Source organism: Paraburkholderia sp. Clong3, from assembly GCF_050436485.1.
In the GTDB taxonomy this organism is placed as follows: Bacteria; Pseudomonadota; Gammaproteobacteria; order Burkholderiales; family Burkholderiaceae; genus Paraburkholderia; species Paraburkholderia tuberum.
Genome location: NZ_JBNDMH010000003.1, coordinates 2,863,749 through 2,879,078, shown reverse-complemented (window position 1 = coordinate 2,879,078; position 15,330 = coordinate 2,863,749). Strand labels below are relative to the sequence as shown.

13 protein-coding genes, 1 tRNA gene and 1 pseudogene are annotated in these 15,330 nt (G+C 61.0%); 9 read left to right on the top strand and 6 right to left on the bottom strand.

Features of this window, described 5'->3' with window-relative positions; genetic code table 11:
* Nucleotides 1-340: 340 nt before the first annotated feature.
* Nucleotides 341-997, bottom strand: coding sequence for a glutathione transferase (gene yfcF, locus OKW30_RS36615; RefSeq protein ID WP_429349031.1), 657 nt, complete (start codon nucleotides 995-997; stop codon nucleotides 341-343).
* A gap of 49 nt (nucleotides 998-1,046) precedes the next feature.
* A complete protein-coding gene (locus OKW30_RS36610) occupies nucleotides 1,047-1,244 on the bottom strand; it encodes a hypothetical protein (RefSeq protein ID WP_184072748.1) in 198 nt (65 codons plus the stop codon).
* A gap of 265 nt (nucleotides 1,245-1,509) precedes the next feature.
* On the opposite strand from OKW30_RS36610, the gene OKW30_RS36605 reads away from it, so the two are divergent.
* Nucleotides 1,510-1,594: transfer RNA gene (locus tag OKW30_RS36605), tRNA-Leu, on the top strand.
* Between the two features lie 93 nt (nucleotides 1,595-1,687).
* Here OKW30_RS36605 and OKW30_RS36600 read toward each other — a convergent pair.
* From OKW30_RS36600 to OKW30_RS36585, 4 genes and pseudogenes are all read right to left on the bottom strand, one after another.
* The gene (locus OKW30_RS36600; protein ID WP_184072750.1) at nucleotides 1,688-2,707 is read right to left on the bottom strand and encodes a D-cysteine desulfhydrase family protein; all 1,020 of its coding nucleotides are present in this window, start codon (nucleotides 2,705-2,707) and stop codon (nucleotides 1,688-1,690) included.
* A 78-nt stretch (nucleotides 2,708-2,785) separates the two neighbouring features.
* Nucleotides 2,786-3,982 carry an aminotransferase class V-fold PLP-dependent enzyme gene (locus OKW30_RS36595; protein WP_184072752.1) on the bottom strand — a complete coding sequence of 399 codons (1,197 nt, stop codon included), beginning with the start codon at nucleotides 3,980-3,982 and terminating at the stop codon, nucleotides 2,786-2,788.
* 26 nt (nucleotides 3,983-4,008) lie between these two features.
* Nucleotides 4,009-4,268, bottom strand: a pseudogene (locus tag OKW30_RS36590) (RidA family protein); the annotation flags it as partial.
* Nucleotides 4,269-4,283: 15 nt separating this feature from the next.
* Nucleotides 4,284-5,579 (bottom strand): L-fuconate dehydratase, encoded by a 1,296-nt coding sequence (locus OKW30_RS36585; protein WP_429349030.1) that lies wholly within the window; start codon nucleotides 5,577-5,579, stop codon nucleotides 4,284-4,286.
* Between the two features lie 191 nt (nucleotides 5,580-5,770).
* Between OKW30_RS36585 and OKW30_RS36580 the strand changes: the two genes are divergently transcribed.
* From OKW30_RS36580 to OKW30_RS36545, 8 genes are all read left to right on the top strand, one after another.
* A complete protein-coding gene (locus OKW30_RS36580; RefSeq protein ID WP_187627180.1) occupies nucleotides 5,771-6,532 on the top strand; it encodes a GntR family transcriptional regulator in 762 nt (253 codons plus the stop codon).
* Nucleotides 6,533-6,623: 91 nt separating this feature from the next.
* A complete protein-coding gene (locus tag OKW30_RS36575; RefSeq protein WP_429349029.1) occupies nucleotides 6,624-8,141 on the top strand; it encodes a sugar ABC transporter ATP-binding protein in 1,518 nt (505 codons plus the stop codon).
* Between the two features lie 13 nt (nucleotides 8,142-8,154).
* On the top strand, nucleotides 8,155-9,183 hold the full coding sequence (locus tag OKW30_RS36570; RefSeq protein ID WP_429349028.1) for an ABC transporter permease: 1,029 nt from the start codon (nucleotides 8,155-8,157) through the stop codon (nucleotides 9,181-9,183).
* A gap of 119 nt (nucleotides 9,184-9,302) precedes the next feature.
* On the top strand, nucleotides 9,303-10,244 hold the full coding sequence (locus OKW30_RS36565; RefSeq protein ID WP_184072762.1) for an ABC transporter substrate-binding protein: 942 nt from the start codon (nucleotides 9,303-9,305) through the stop codon (nucleotides 10,242-10,244).
* Nucleotides 10,245-10,573: 329 nt separating this feature from the next.
* Nucleotides 10,574-12,523, top strand: coding sequence for a putative bifunctional diguanylate cyclase/phosphodiesterase (locus tag OKW30_RS36560; protein ID WP_429349027.1), 1,950 nt, complete (start codon nucleotides 10,574-10,576; stop codon nucleotides 12,521-12,523).
* Between the two features lie 29 nt (nucleotides 12,524-12,552).
* Nucleotides 12,553-12,975: a hypothetical protein gene (locus OKW30_RS36555; RefSeq protein ID WP_429349026.1), complete on the top strand. Its 423-nt coding sequence runs from the start codon at nucleotides 12,553-12,555 to the stop codon at nucleotides 12,973-12,975.
* Between the two features lie 115 nt (nucleotides 12,976-13,090).
* Entirely contained in the window at nucleotides 13,091-13,315 is a 225-nt protein-coding gene (locus OKW30_RS36550) for a hypothetical protein (protein ID WP_429349025.1), read from the top strand.
* 231 nt (nucleotides 13,316-13,546) lie between these two features.
* A complete protein-coding gene (locus OKW30_RS36545) occupies nucleotides 13,547-15,253 on the top strand; it encodes a fibronectin type III domain-containing protein (RefSeq protein WP_429349024.1) in 1,707 nt (568 codons plus the stop codon).
* Nucleotides 15,254-15,330: the final 77 nt, after the last annotated feature.

The window sequence follows — 15,330 nt, the reverse complement described above, 5'->3', positions numbered from 1 at the left end:
CAATGGTGCGGCGCAATACTTCAGGCTGACCTGCCCGGCGTACTATGATGAAATCATGTGACGGAGGCCCGCCATGTTTCATGATCCCATCCGAATTCCCGCAATGATCGAATTGACATTGCTTGCGATCGTGCTGATCGTTGTCAGCATCGTACGCGCGAGGCGGCAAAGGGAGCGGGCGCGGAATCGGGCCATGGCGGAGCAGCGAAGCTCTGATAAAACGCGAATGTAATATTCGCGTTTACTGCATCTTTTAAGACTTTCGTATTCAGCTATTTTGCTGGTCTTTGTTACTTCTATCGATGGCTTTTCGGCGTGGCGACAGCCGCGCCGGTCGACTTTATAGCGGTGGACGCTCCAGTTGGACCCACTGCTGCACGCTGGCGCGTTGCCATTGTTGCGTGGCGTACTCCTTGAGCTTGTGCGGAACGGAATCGCCATTCAGCACGAGGCGATTGAGCATCAATGCGAGGTCCGTATCGGCGATGCACCACTTGCCGAACAGATTTGGCGAATTGGCCGGAAGCAATGCATCGGCGGCGGCGAAGAGTTTTTGTGCCGCTTCTTGTGCGCTGGCGGAAAGCGGGCCGCCGCGCGATCCGTAGAAAATGACTTCGGTGGAGCGCTCCTCGCGAACCGGCAGCAGATCGCTGCGCAGCCAGGCCTGCAGCTGGCGCGCTCGCGCGCGCAGACGCCGATCTTGAGGATAGACCGGGGTGTCCGGAAAAGTCTCTTCGAGGTACTCGGTGATCGCCGACGACTCGGATAACGCAAAGTCTTCGTGTATCAGGGTCGGCACGCGCCGCGTCAATGAGCGGGCCGCATAGTCGGTGGCGTGATTCGCCTTGTTCGCGAGATCGACGGTCGAAAGGTCGAACGGCAAGCGCTTCTCGCGAAGCGTCACGAAGACGGACATCGCGTAGGGGCTGGCGAATTGGGCGTCGGTGTAGAGGTGGAAGGGCGGGTGTGCCACAGGGGCTCCGTTTTCGTTAGTCATCGATGTCGAGCTTCGAATACTAGCTGCTCGTCGCGCGCCGTGCAGCCTTTCACCAGTGCGGATTGGCCATCTCGCAGGCGAGCAGGCAGCCTAACGCCGACACGGTGCCGACCGCGCCGAGACCAAATCCTACGGCAAGGTTCTCCGCCGTCGTTGCGCAACCCTGCAGCAGCGTTATCGACGTCAGCAGCGACGCGAGAAAAAGACGATACCGAACTCGCGAAGAAGATGTGCGTCGTGGTGACATGATATGTTCGCCGTGAAGGGCGCTCTTTCAGCGCATCAGCGTACGAGCATAGCGGCCCATCATTCGTCGCATTCACCCGAGTAGCGGGCGACGAGCGTCAGACCTTACGAGCTCTTGCGAGGCGCCGGGCCGCGCTCGAATCGGTCGCCGGGCAGCGATACGGGGAGAACGCCTCGTCGGTTTTTCGACCGGTATTGCAACTGCAGAACAAAATCACGCGAGGGGCTTCAAAAAAATAATCAGGCTGATACAATGGCGCCCCTCTGCCCAGGTGGCGAAATTGGTAGACGCACTATCTTGAGGGGGTAGCGCCGAAAGGCGTGTGGGTTCAAATCCCGCCCTGGGCACCATTTCGAGTCGTCGATTCGAATCTTCAAGCGCTTCGCGCTTTCTTCAGGCAACGGCGGCCGTATCAGACCATCGCGTTGTCTCCGCTTCTGCGCTCAGAACTCGTTCCGATAGGCAAATAGCCCCGGAAGCCCGCCGCTCATCACGAATAGAATTTTCTGTCCGGCACTGTACTTCCCGTTGCTCACGTTTTCCACAAGACCCGCAAATGCTTTGCCGCTATACACGGGATCGAGCAACAGACCTTCCGTCGATGCCATCAGCCGAACAGCCGCGCGCATGTTATCGGTTGGAATGCCATAGCCGGGTCCGAGCTGCGCTTCGTCGATCGAGATGGCGTCATCACTCACGCTTAGGCCCGGATCGATCAGCCTGACCGTCTGATTCGCCTTATCCAAAGTAACCGTGCGCGCGTGGCCAGCATTCCCATACACCGTGAATGCGGCAACACGCGACGGATCCAGGCCCAGCGCAACAAAACCCGCGACCAGCCCCGCATGCATGCCGCCGCTTCCATTCGGCACCACGACGCGATCGAAGGCCACGTTTTGCGCTTGCGATTGCGCGACGATTTCAGCTGCGCAGTCCGCGTAGCCGAGACAACCGACCGGGCTCGAACCGCCCAACGGACACACATAGACGTTACGGCCCTGCGCTCGCAACTCGTTCGCGCGTTCCTCGGCGAATTGCAATGCGTTGGCCGTGCCGGGAAGATCATGCACGCGTGCATCGAATAGCGCATCGAGCAGCACGTTGCCGTTCTCCATGTAGTCGTGGTCGAAACGTGGCACGGTTCTCGTCAGCACCAGCTCGCATCGAAGTCCGACGCGAGCCGCCGCGGCCGCCGTGAGGCGCGCATGATTCGATTGCCGCGCGCCGACGGTAACGATGGTGTCCGCGCCGCGCGCGAGCGCTTCGCCAATCAGGAATTCGAGCTTGCGCAGCTTGTTGCCGCCGCCACCTAGTCCCGTCAGATCTTCTCTTTTGACGTAGATGTCCGCCCCGCCGAGGCGAGCGCTCAGACGCGCAAGGTGCTGAATTGGCGTCGGGCCTTCGAGAAGCGCATGGCGCGGAAACTTTGATAAATCGAGGCGGTGCGATGAGGCGGAGTTCATGGTCGTGTGCGCGCGATTGAGTTGAAAGAGCCGTTTCCATTCATTTGACTGACGCAAAGTTCTCTTTGACTCGAGTGCTCAATGCGTCAACGTCCGTATCCCAGCCAGTAATTTATCAACTTCGGCGTCGGTGGTCAGATAGCTGACCGATGCGCGCGCGATCTGTGTCAGCCCTCTGCTGTTCATATCGAACGGCGTGTACGCGACGCCATTCGAGCCGATCGTGATGCCCTGTGCCGCCAACGCGCCTCGCACCGACAAGGCATCGAGTCCGGCGACGTTGAACGACACCAGACCGGATCGCTCGACACCCTGGTCGAGCACCCACACGCCCTCCATCGCGGCCAACCGCTCGCGCAATGTCTGCGCGGTCCGATCGATCTGCGCGCGGATGTTGTCGATGCCGATTTCCAGCGCTTCGTCCAATGCATTCGCCAATCCGCAATGCAGTGCAAGCGACGCTTCCGACGATTCGAAACGCACGGCATCGTCGCGCAGTACAGGGTCGCCGTTGGCGTCGAGCGGCGCGGAATACGTGTCGACGAAGGCCGGCGTCAAGCGGGGCAAAAAATCCCGCCGGACATATAGCAGCCCGGTGCCGCGCGGTCCACGCAGTGCCTTGCGGCCCGCGCCGGCCAGCACATCGCAGCCGACTTCGACGACGTCGATCGGAAGCTGTCCGACGGCTTGCGCCGCATCGATGAAATACGGAATGCCGTGACGGCGTGCTATCTGCCCAATCGCGGCGGCCGGATTGATCAGTCCGCCATTGGCCGGCAGCCACGTCAGCGCAATCAGTCGGACCCGGTCGTCGAGCAGCGCTTCGAGCGCGCGAGGATCGACCCTGCCGCTCTCATCGGAAGGAATCGTCTCTATCGATGCGCCCGCGCGCTGCGCCAGAAGACGCATCGTCGCGAGATTGCCGCCCCATTCGTGCCGCGCAACGAGGATGCGTTGCCCCTCGCGCCACGGACCCAATGCCGCGAAAGCAGCGCCCCAGCCCGGCGAGTTGCCCGTCGTCAACGCGATCTCGGCGGGCTGAGCGTTCAGCAGTCGCGCGGCGAGCGTGCGCGCCCGTTCGGTCTGTTCGCGGGCAGCCGCGCCCGCTTCCATGGGTCCCATCGAGGCTTCGCGCAACAGATGCGCGTGAATCGCTTCGAGCGTGGCGGCCGACGGCAGCGACGCGCCCGCATGATTGAAGTGCGTGGTACTGCGCACACCGGGTGTGCGGGCACGTATTGCGTCGATGACAGCGGGCGACAGCGGAGAAGACATGGCGGCTCCGAGTGTATGAGTTGAATTCAGACGTTCTTCAAGGCGACAACCGCTTCGACTTCGACGGCGACCCCTGCCGGCAGCGACGCAACACCCACCGCGCTGCGCGCGCGTGACGGCCGGCGTCACCGAAGATCTGCACGATCACGTCCGACGCGCCATTGGCAACCGTGCTTTGAGCACTGAATGCCGGCGTGCTCGCGATGAACACGTTCAGGCGCACGATGCGTGCCACGCGCTCGAGCCGGTCGCCCGTCGCCGCGACGATCTGCGCGACGACACCAACCCTTACCCTCCAGCATCATTCCTGCCACGCTTCTCCTTCCGGATACCAGTACCTGTCCAGCGTCCCTTCCAGCATCTCGATGCTATACCCGGCCCTTTGCGGCGGCATATAGTGCCCGTTGCGGATCGCGACGGGATCCACAAAATGCTCGTGCAAATGATCGACGTATTCGAGCACGCGATTCTCGAGCGACGCCGACACGCAGATATAGTCGAACAGCGAAATATGCTGCACGTACTCGCACAAGCCGACGCCACCCGCATGCGGGCACACCGGCACACCGAACTTCGCGGCCATCAGCAGTACGACGATCACTTCGTTGAGTCCGCCGAGCCGGCAACTGTCGATCTGGCAGAAGTCGATGGCTTGCGCCTGCAGCAGTTGCTTGAACATCACGCGATTGTGGCAATGCTCGCCGGTTGCGACGCCAATCGAACCGAGCCGCCGGCGAATCGCCGCATGACCGAGGATGTCGTCGGGACTCGTGGGCTCCTCGATCCACCACGGGTCGAACTCGGCGAGACGGCGCATGTTCGCGATCGCCTCATCGACGTCCCACACCTGGTTCGCGTCCATCATCAGCTTCCGGTTCTCGCCGATCTCTTCGCGCAGAATGCGCGCGCGCCGTACGTCTTCCTCCAGATCGCCGCCGACCTTCTGCTTGAAATGCGTCCATCCCTGCGCGACGCCTTCGCGCGTGAGACGGCGAATCTTGTCGTCGTCGTAACCGAGCCAGCCCGCCGATGTCGTATAGGCCGGATAGCCGTGCGCGAGCATTTCCTTTTCACGCTCGCCCTTGGTCTTCGCATGACGATGCAGCATCGCGAGCGCTTCGTGCGGCGTGAGTGCGTCAGTCACGTAGCGAAAGTCGAGGCAGCGCACGAGTTCTTCCGGGCTCATGTCGACCAGCAGCTTCCAGACCGGCTTGCCGACGGATTTCGCCCACAGGTCCCACACCGCGTTGACGACCGCCGCGGTGGCAAGATGAATCGCACCTTTGTCCGGGCCGATCCAGCGCAGTTGGCTATCCGAAGTAAATGCGCGCCAGAAAGGGCCCATATTCGCGGCAATATCTTCGAGCTTCTTGCCGACGATCAACGGCGTGAGTGCATTCACGGCGGTCACGCAGATTTCATTGCCGCGGCCAATCGTGAACGTGAGGCCGTGGCCGGTGAGATTCGGCGTGTCGGTTTCGAGCGTGACGTAAGTGGCGGAGTAGTCCGGCGCGGCATTCATCGCGTCGGAGCCGTCCAGCGAACGTGAGGTGGGGAACCGGATGTCCCGAACGGACAGCCTTGTGATCGTTGTCATCTGCGCACCCTCCGGGGCTGTGGCTATCGGCTTGTCGTCTGCGGACGCAGACGGATCGGTTTCGTGCGCACGTTCTCTGTGTGCGCGTTCCTGCTGCGCATACGGGTAAGCCCGGAGTTGCCAGATACCAGGCATCCCCAGGTATTTCCAGGAATTTGTACGCGTTGACAACACGGCATTCACTTTCTAGCATGCTAGCATGTCTTCTCGAAATCAAGGCCTTCGTGAATTCCTCGACCGAACTTGAGAATGCCGCCGGGGACCCGTATGTCGCACTGCAAAAAGTCGGCGGCGGCGAGCGCGGCAGCTTGACCGACGCGGTCGAGGCGGCGTTGCGAGAAGCGATCGTTACGTTGGCGTTGGAACCCGGCATGATGATCGACAAGATGGCCGTGTGCAAACGGATGGGGGTGTCGCGCTTTCCGGTGTCATCCGCGTTGGCGAGGCTTGCGCATGCGGGTCTCGTCGAGGTTTTGCCGCAACGCGGCACGCGCGTCAAACCGATCGCGCTGGACGACATCCGCCAGCATCTGTTCATCCGCAGCGCACTGGAAGTCGAGACGGTGCGTGGGGTCGCGCTGATGCACGACACGGCGACGCTCGACGCATTGGCACGCAATCTCGATCAGCAGCGCAGTCTGGCTGGAAGTGGCGAACGTCTGGCGTTTCACGCGCTCGATCTGGCTTTCCATGAAATCCTGCTCGACGCGGTGAAGCTGCCGCGCGTGAAGGAGATCGTCGCGGTGTCGCGCAATGCGCTGGACCGCGCGAGACAATTGCTCGCGAGTCCAGAACGGCTCACGCATACGCTGGAAGAGCACGAGAGCATCTTCAAGGCCCTTTGCGCCGGCGACGGCGATGCGGCCGCGAAAGCGATGCACGATCATCTCGACCAGGTCGTCGCCGAATTGCACCGGTCCGCAAAAGAGCGGCCCGACCTGTTCGCGCCCTGAATGAAAGCTGGAATGAAAGCCGTTGTTCAAGCCGTAAAAAGCTCCACCGTAAAAACGTTGGTGATATAGGCAGCCGTCAACAGATCAGCACATGAACCCACTCATTTCCGTCAGCAATCTTTGCAAGAGCTTTCCGGGCGTAAGAGCGCTTCATGACGTCCGGTTCGAACTCATGGCCGGCGAGGTCCATGCGCTGATGGGCGAGAACGGCGCGGGCAAGTCGACGCTGATGAAAATTCTCGCCGGCGTCTATACGCGCGATTCCGGCGAGATTCTCTTCGACGGCAAGCCGGTCGATTTTCAAGGTCCGCGCGACGCGCAAGCTGTCGGCATCGGCATCATTCATCAGGAACTGCAACTGATGAATCATCTGAGCATCGCGCAGAACATCTTTATCGGCCGTGAGCCGCGCAAGGGTCTGGGTCTCTTTCTCGATGAAGACAAACTGAATGCACAGGCAAGCGAGATCCTCGCCCGCATGCACGTGAAACTCGATCCGCGCACGATGGTCGGCACGTTGACCGTCGCGAGTCAGCAGATGGTCGAGATCGCGAAAGCACTGTCTTTCGATTCGCGCGTGCTGATCATGGACGAACCCACGTCCGCGCTCAACGATGCCGAGATCGCCGAGCTGTTCCGGATCATCCGTCAATTGAGAGAGCGCGGCGTCGGCGTCGTCTATATCTCGCACAAGATGGACGAGTTGAAGCAGATCACCGATCGCGTGACCGTGATGCGCGACGGTGAGTATGTGGCCACCGTGCCGACCGAGGGCACCGGCGTCGAGACGATCATCGGCATGATGGTCGGACGCACGCTGGGCGACGTGACGCCGGTCGAGAGCGTGCCGGTGAAAGGCGAACTCGCGCTCGAAGTGAGAAATCTCGTCGCAGGTCCGCTCGTGCGCGACGTCAGTTTCGAATTGCGCAAGGGCGAAATACTCGGTTTCGCAGGCTTGATGGGGGCGGGCCGCACGGAGGTGGCGCGCGCGGTGTTCGGCGCCGATCCGGTCGAATCGGGGGAGATACTCGTGAAAGGCGTGAAGGCGTCGATCAAGAGGCCCAGTGATGCGGTCAAGCGCGGCATCGGCTACCTGTCCGAAGATCGCAAGCGCTTCGGTCTCGCTACGGGAATGGACGTCGAATCGAACATCGTGATGGCCGATCTCGGCAAGTTCCTGTCAATCAATATGTTTCTGCGCCGCGGGCAGATTCGCAAAAGAGCGCAGCACTTCATCAAGCTGCTTGCGATTCGCACGCCTTCGGCGACGCAGCAGGTGCGGCTCCTGTCGGGCGGCAATCAACAGAAGATCGTGATCGCGAAATGGCTCGAGCGCGATTGCGACGTACTGTTCTTCGATGAACCGACGCGCGGCATCGACGTCGGCGCGAAAAGCGAAATCTACAAGCTGCTGCGCTTGCTGGCGGCGCAAGGCAAGGCGATCGTGATGATCTCCTCCGAGCTGCCGGAAGTTCTGCGCATGAGCGACCGCATCGTCGTGATGTGCGAAGGCCGCATTACCGGCGAGCTGTCCGCCAGCGAAGCGACGCAGGAGCGCATCATGCATCTCGCGACGCTGCGCGAAACCCCGAAAACGGTACAAGCCTGAAGAGGTCTACGACATGACATTGCGAACGAATGCCGCGGCGCTGGACAACGAAAGGCGCACTTCCGGGCTGAAAGCGCGAATTTTCGCGCCGACCGCCGTGCAAAAGATGCTCGCGTTCGCGAGCCTCATCCTGCTGCTGGTGTTCTTCAGTTTCGCGTCGCCGTCCTTCATGCAGATGGACAACATCCTCGGCATTTTTCAGGCGACAGCTGTGAACGGCGTGCTGGCGATTGCCGCCACGTTCGTGATCATTACGGGCGGCATCGATCTGTCGGTCGGTACGTTGATGACATTTACCGCCGTGATTTGCGGAGTGTTTCTCACGTACTGGCATCTGCCGATGTGGATGGGCGTGCTCGCGGCACTCGCGACGGGCGCGGTATGCGGCACGGTATCGGGCACGCTGACCGCCAAAATGAAGATACCGCCATTCATCGCGACGCTCGGCATGATGATGCTGCTCAAAGGTCTTTCACTCGTCGTGTCGGCGGACAAGCCGATCTATTTCACCGATACCGAGAACTTCTACCGTATTTCCCAGGATTCGCTGATCGGCTATTTCCTGCCGAGCGTGCCGATTCCGAATGCGGTACTGATCCTGTTCGTTCTCGCGATCGTCAGTTCTATTACGCTCAATCGCACCGCGCTCGGCCGCTATACGTTCGCACTCGGCAGCAATGAAGAAGCGGTGCGGCTCTCGGGCGTCAATGTCGATCGCTGGAAGATCGCGATTTACGGCGTGGGCGGCGCTATCTGCGGCATCGCGGGTCTGCTGATCGCGTCGCGGCTCAATTCGGCGCAGCCGGCGCTCGGTCAAGGCTACGAGCTCGATGCGATCGCGGCGGTCGTGATCGGCGGCACGTCGTTGAGCGGCGGTTCGGGAACGATACTCGGCACCATCATCGGCGCTTTCATCATGAGCGTGCTGACCAACGGACTGCGCATCATGTCGGTCGCGCAGGAGTGGCAGATCGTCGTGACCGGTTTGATCATCATTCTGGCGGTGTATGCGGACATCCTGCGGCGCAGCCGGAGAAGTTGACGCAGGAGCAAGGCAGCAGCAAATAAGCAGGGAACGCAGGAGCACGAGAGAGAGGGCACGTGAAGGCTTTCTCGAAAGCTCGATAGCGGCTTGATAGCCCAACCATTGGAGGAGGCCCCATGTTGAAGAGAAGACTGATCGGTATTGTGGTCGGTGTCGGTGCGCTCGTCGGCGGAAGTAGTCTCGCGTATGCGGACGAGCCGTATATTCCGCTTATTTCGAAAGGCTTCCAGCATCAGTTCTGGCAAGCCGTCAAATCGGGCGCCGAGCAGTCCGCGAAAGCGAACAACGTCAGGATCACGTTCGAGGGACCGGAAACGGAAGCGATGGTCGATAAGCAGATCGACATGCTGTCGGCCGCGCTCGCGAAGAAGCCGCAGGCGCTCGGCATCGCGGCGCTCGACAGTAAGGCGGCCATCCCCTTGCTCAAGCGCGCCCAGAACGACAAGATTCCGGTGATTGCATTCGACTCGGGCGTCGACAGCGATATTCCGTTGACGACCTGCTCGACGGACAACGTCGCCGCCGCCGCGCTCGCCGCCGACAAGATGGCCGCGCTGATCGGCAATTCCGGCGAAGTCGGCGTGATCGTGCACGACCAGACGAGCCGCACCGGTGTCGATCGCCGCGACGGTTTCGTCAATCAGATCAAGTCGAAGCATCCGAACATCAAGATCGTGTCCGTGCAATACGGCGCCGGCGACCACCTGAAGTCCGCGGAAATCGCCAAGACCATGATCCAGGCGAATCCGAACCTGAAAGGTATCTTCGGTGCAAACGAAGGTTCCGCGGAAGGCGCGGCGATCGGCGTCAAGGAATCGGGCAAGAAACTCGTGCTGATCGGCTTCGACTCCGGCAAGGAGCAGAAGGAGAACATCATGTCGGGCTTGATGGCCGGCGCGATTACGCAGAATCCGGTCGGTATCGGCAAATGCACGGTCGACTCGGCGGTCAAGGCGCTGCACGGCGAGAAGCTGCCGAAGAAGATCGACACCGGTTTTTACTGGTACGACAAGACCAACATGAACGATCCGAAGATCGCAGCCGTGCTGTACGACTAAGCGAGGCCGGCGATCGCGACTCGGGAAGCCGAGGCTGCGACAATCATCAAAGAGGGAGAGCCACGCTCTTCCTCTTTTTATTGCCGTTCCGCAACTTCGGAACCGCGCTATATCGAGCGGTCCGTTGCGCCGCAACAACATGTAATCCGAACGCTCGTACTCCGTCGAGCAAGTTGGGATTCGCGCTCATGCAGTGCTTTTGATCCACGGCTGCCGGTCATTTCACGCCATTGCATGCATTAATCTGATACTTTATGTTTATGTAATCGCTGCACGAGCCGTCCATTCGCATGCCGATTCGGACCCACCCACCGTCGAATGCGCAGGTCATGGCTTTTACCGAACCAAGGTCTCCATTTTTCAAGTGGGTCGCGTCCTCGGCTCAGAACCTGAGTCCGGACAACCGGCAGATCCTGCTTGCCAACCTGTTCACGCGAACCGCATCGATCGTTTTCGCGTCGATTTGCGAAATCAGCGTTTGCGCAACCGCGTATTATCTTTATCCGATTCCTCTATATGCCGCGTGGGGTATTGCGGTCGTCGCATTGCTGATCGCGCGGCTTACGCTGATCTGGTTATGCCGCACGCGGGCAGCCCTTGGGCTGCCCACGCCGACTTCCGCGTTTATTTTCGCGAGTCTGTTGTGGAGCGCGTTATTCGGGTTTGGCACATTCCTGTGCAATATCAGCGGAAGTCCCACGCTTTTTCTGCTTGGAAACGTTTGTGCGGTCGGTGTGATCGGCGGATTGGCCGGACGCAATGCGGGCACGCCGCGGCTTGCGTTATTGCAGATCGTTTTTATTCTCAGCTTTCTGAGTGTCGGCGCGGCGATGTCGCCGGGCAATGGCAAGCTCGTGCTGCTATTTCAGGCTCCGTTTTGCGCGGCCGGCTTCTTCACGGTCGCGCTGCGCAGTAATCGCGACACCGTTGCGTTGCTGCTCGCACGGGAAAACAGTCATCGCCTCGCGCGCCAGGATAGCCTGACCGGTTTGCCGAATCGCGCGCGTATCAACGAGCTGCTGATCGAACGCACCGGCGAGAGTTCGACGCGGCAGGGCGAGGCGTTCGCGGTGCTGCTGATCGACCTCGACGGCTTCAAGGCGATCAACGACAGTCTCGGTCATGCCGCCGGCGACCAGATTCTGCAGGAAGCGGCCTCCCGTTTGTGCGATCTGCTGCCGAGCGGCGACCACGTTGGCCGCCTGGCAGGCGACGAGTTCGTCGCGATTTCGGACGACGCCGGGCAGCTTCGCGACGTGCGCGTGCTGGCCGATCGCATCGTCAGAACGCTGGCGCGGCCGTTCGTGTTGAGCGAAGCGCTCGTGCATATCGGCGCGAGCGTCGGCATCGCGCTCTATCCCGAACATGCGAAAACGGGTCCGCAATTGCTGATCTGCGCGGACCGCGCGTTGTACGGCGTCAAGCGCAGCGGCAAAAGCGCGTTCGCGATTTTCGATGCCGAGAAGCACGTATCCGACGAAAGCCTGAGCCTGCTGCGCAGCGACCTCGAAGGCGCGCTGAAGTCGTTCAATGGTTTGCGCATGGAGTATCAGCCGATCATCGATCTGCATACCGGCGCGGTAGCGGGCCGCGAGGCGCTGATTCGCTGGGCCCATCCGACGCGCGGCGAGTTGTCGCCGTCCGCGTTCATTCCGACCGCCGAGCGCACCGGCCTGATCCTCGCATTGGGTGAATGGGTGCTGCTGCAATCGTGCATGGCGGCGTCGGCGTGGCGCGACAAGGTGATCGTCGCGGTCAATGTATCGCCGGTGCAATTGCGCGAGGAATCGTTCGCATCGACGGTGACGGCAATACTTCGGAAAACGAGGCTGCCGCCGACGCGGCTCAATCTCGAGGTCACGGAAACGGCACTGCTGAACGACGACGAAGTGACTCGCCGCAATATCACCAGATTGCGCGCATTGGGTATCGGGCGGGCGCTCGACGACTTCGGCACCGGCTTTTCGACGATGTCCACGCTCGTGCGCTTCTCCTTCGACAAGCTGAAGATCGACAGTTCGTTCGTCCGCGAGTCCGTGCATGGGCGCGAATCGGCGGCCGTGGTGCGCGGCATCGTCGCGCTGGCGCGCGAGATCGGCATGCCGACCACGGCCGAGGGCATCGAAACCCAGGAGCAGCTCAATTTCGTGCGCGTTTGCGGTTGCACCCATGCGCAGGGTTATCTGCTCGGCAAGCCAATGTGCAACGAAGAAATCGAGCAGTGCGAAGCGGTGCTCGACGCGCGTGTCGCCGACAAGGCCGCGCCTGCGGACTTTTGATATCCGTTACCGATGCGATCGAGGTCGTGATGTCGTCTCCCTTGCAATTTCAACTGCGAATCACCGCGTCGATGGAACTCGCCAACTCGCTGCGCGCGGACCCTTCGTGCGCCGCGCATCCAGCGCTACGTGCCATTTTGCAGACGCATCACGCAACGCTCAAATGCCAGTTCGATGCATTCGCCGACTACGTGAGCGAAGCGGAGAGAATGGGCATCGAGAACTACCCGCTTTATCAATGGACACGGCAAACCATCGAGAACCCGGAGAAGAAAGCGAAGTACCTGCAGTCGTTCACGCTCCATGTGAATGGCGACGAAGTGTATGACAAGGACGTCGCCGATGCTCTCGAGGCCGGCTTGTCGAAGCTGATCGACGCGAACGGTATTCTTCGCGTTTCGAGGCACGACACGAATCCCGGGAACAATCCGCAGCCGCCCGCGCGCGTGTGAGGCAGCCGTTCAAATTTCACTCCGAAAGCTTCGTCGTTAAGCGATGTAACATTTGACGACATGCCATAAAGTTCGTGAGACGATGCAGCTTCACTTATTTTTGTGGGAGTACGACATGGGACTTCTGGACGAAGTGGGCAAGATTGCCGGTGCGGTTGCCGCCGTTGAAGCCGCTGAGAAAGTCGATCCACAAGCGGGTCTGCTGACCAAAGGCGTGGCCGCTATCGCCGGTTTCGAAGGCGCTGGAAAGCTGGAATCGCTGGTGGAAAAGAGAGAAGAAGAGAAGCAGGACGACGCCGACCACGCTCAGGCCGCGGACGATACAAGCTCCCAGACCTGAACGGACGTCAAGCGGATTGCCGGTTGCATGCGCGCGATCGAATCACGCGCTGCACCGGCAATTTGTTTTTATAAACCTTTCGATATCGAACCCTCCTTCCGCTATTCGCCCGATGTTTCATCGGGCTGTCATCGCCGTCCGGCTACGATCGTCCGTCACTTTCCGTCCGCGCTCGCCCCGCGGGGCGTTGTTTTGCGCTGGCATTCTTCCACCTGAACAACCATACCGGACATGTCGAACAGAAAAATCGTCAAGACAACGCCTGCCGATGAGCACGCCGCATCGATCGTCTCGCGTCGCGGCTTTCTGAAGTTCGCCGGCGCATCGAGTCTCGCGACGGCGGCGGGCGCGCTCGCATCGACCGCGCGCGGCGCCAATAGCGGCACACCCGATGGCACGCCCGAACAGATCCATCTGACCTGGGGCAGCGACCCGACGAGCGAAATTACCGTGTCGTGGTCGTCGCTCGCGCCCGCGGTCAATCCGCAGGTGCGCATAAGCGGCGCCAATAACGGGGACCACGCGAAACATACGGTGCACGCGGTGCAAAGTACTTACACCGACGGCATCAACGGCGAGGTCGTATTCAACTATCACGCGCGCGTGCGCGAGTTGAAGGCCGACACGAGCTATCAGTACGAAGTGACGGCCGATAACGACGGCAATGCAGCGCAACCCTTCACCGCGAGTTTTCGTACCGCGCCGCGCGGCCGCGCGCCGTTTCGCTGGACGAGCTACGGCGATCTCGCGACGCCGAATACGAAATGGGTGCTGTCGTCGCCGCAAAGCCGCTTCGCGGTGGCGGCCGTCGAGCGCTTTCAGCCGCTCTTCCATCTGCTCAACGGTGACCTCTGCTATGCGAATCTGAATCCGACGCAGCAGCCCGAGGTGTGGCGCGACTTCGGCAACAACGCGCAGACGTCGGCGTCGAACCGGCCGTGGATGCCGTGTCCCGGCAATCACGAGCTCGAATTCAACAACGGCGAGCAGGGCCTTGCGTCGTATCTGTCGCGCTACGTGCTGCCCGATAATCACACGCGATTTCCGGGCCGCTGGTACAGCTTCCGCGTCGGCTCGGTGCTGTTCATTTCGCTCGATGCGGACGACGTCGTCTATCAGGATGCCGCCGCTTTCGTCGCCGGGCCCGCGCCGCTGACGCCGGTCGCGAGTACCGGCAATCCGCCGATTCCGGCGGGCACGTCGCTGTACGTACGCGGCTATAGCAATGGCGAGCAGACACGCTGGCTCGAAAAAGTGCTGCAGCATGCATCGCACGATAACGACGTGGACTGGATCATCGTGCAGATGCATCAGGACGCACTCAGCTCGTCGAAGACCGGCAACGGTTCCGACAAGGGCATTCGCGAAGCGTGGCTGCCGCTGTTCGATCGCTATGGCGTGGATCTCGTGCTGTGCGGTCACGATCACGACTACGAGCGCAGCTATCCGGTGCGCGGTTGCAATCACAACAAGGGCACCGACATCGCGACGGGGCACCCGGTCGATACGTTGCAGCCCAAGCCGATCATGTCGGCGGTATCGGCGGGTGCATCGACGTTCGATACGAGCCACGGCACGATCCACCTGATTCTCGGCGGAGGCGGCACGAGCGCGCCGCTCGACGTGTATGGCGTCGATGCTGGCACAGGCCTGCCGCAGGCGCGCATCTTCACGAAGCCGAATCGCCCGGTGCCGTCGACGACCGCGGGCACGTTCGTGCGCGCGAGCGCCGACGCGGTCGAAGACGCAATCTGGTCCGCCCAACGCGACACCGGCACCGGCTACGGCATCGCGGTGTTCGACTACGATCCGGGGCAGCCCGGCGGCGACACCACGATCACGATGAACTACTACCACGCGCCGGGCGCGGATCAGATGCCGACACCGGAATACGATCTGTTCGAGACGATCGAATTGAAGAAGAAGCGGCGCGGGTAGAAGGATAGATTTGATTCACTGATCGGCATTCAATTTTCAGGGGCCGCTCATCACGAGCGGCCCTTGTTTTTTCACGA

What these genes read in the sequence shown, in the direction of transcription:
- OKW30_RS36600 (WP_184072750.1), bottom strand. Translation starts at nt 2,707, where the DNA reads ATGAACTCCGCCTCATCGCACCGCCTCGATTTATCAAAGTTTCCGCGC.
- OKW30_RS36570 (WP_429349028.1), top strand. Translation starts at nt 8,155, where the DNA reads ATGACATTGCGAACGAATGCCGCGGCGCTGGACAACGAAAGGCGCACT.
- OKW30_RS36550 (WP_429349025.1), top strand. Translation starts at nt 13,091, where the DNA reads ATGGGACTTCTGGACGAAGTGGGCAAGATTGCCGGTGCGGTTGCCGCC.
- OKW30_RS36565 (WP_184072762.1), top strand. Translation starts at nt 9,303, where the DNA reads ATGTTGAAGAGAAGACTGATCGGTATTGTGGTCGGTGTCGGTGCGCTC.
- OKW30_RS36575 (WP_429349029.1), top strand. Translation starts at nt 6,624, where the DNA reads ATGAACCCACTCATTTCCGTCAGCAATCTTTGCAAGAGCTTTCCGGGC.
- OKW30_RS36585 (WP_429349030.1), bottom strand. Translation starts at nt 5,579, where the DNA reads ATGACAACGATCACAAGGCTGTCCGTTCGGGACATCCGGTTCCCCACC.
- OKW30_RS36560 (WP_429349027.1), top strand. Translation starts at nt 10,574, where the DNA reads ATGGCTTTTACCGAACCAAGGTCTCCATTTTTCAAGTGGGTCGCGTCC.
- OKW30_RS36580 (WP_187627180.1), top strand. Translation starts at nt 5,771, where the DNA reads ATGCTAGCATGTCTTCTCGAAATCAAGGCCTTCGTGAATTCCTCGACC.
- OKW30_RS36545 (WP_429349024.1), top strand. Translation starts at nt 13,547, where the DNA reads ATGTCGAACAGAAAAATCGTCAAGACAACGCCTGCCGATGAGCACGCC.
- OKW30_RS36595 (WP_184072752.1), bottom strand. Translation starts at nt 3,982, where the DNA reads ATGTCTTCTCCGCTGTCGCCCGCTGTCATCGACGCAATACGTGCCCGC.
- OKW30_RS36555 (WP_429349026.1), top strand. Translation starts at nt 12,553, where the DNA reads ATGTCGTCTCCCTTGCAATTTCAACTGCGAATCACCGCGTCGATGGAA.
- OKW30_RS36610 (WP_184072748.1), bottom strand. Translation starts at nt 1,244, where the DNA reads ATGTCACCACGACGCACATCTTCTTCGCGAGTTCGGTATCGTCTTTTT.
- yfcF (WP_429349031.1), bottom strand. Translation starts at nt 997, where the DNA reads ATGACTAACGAAAACGGAGCCCCTGTGGCACACCCGCCCTTCCACCTC.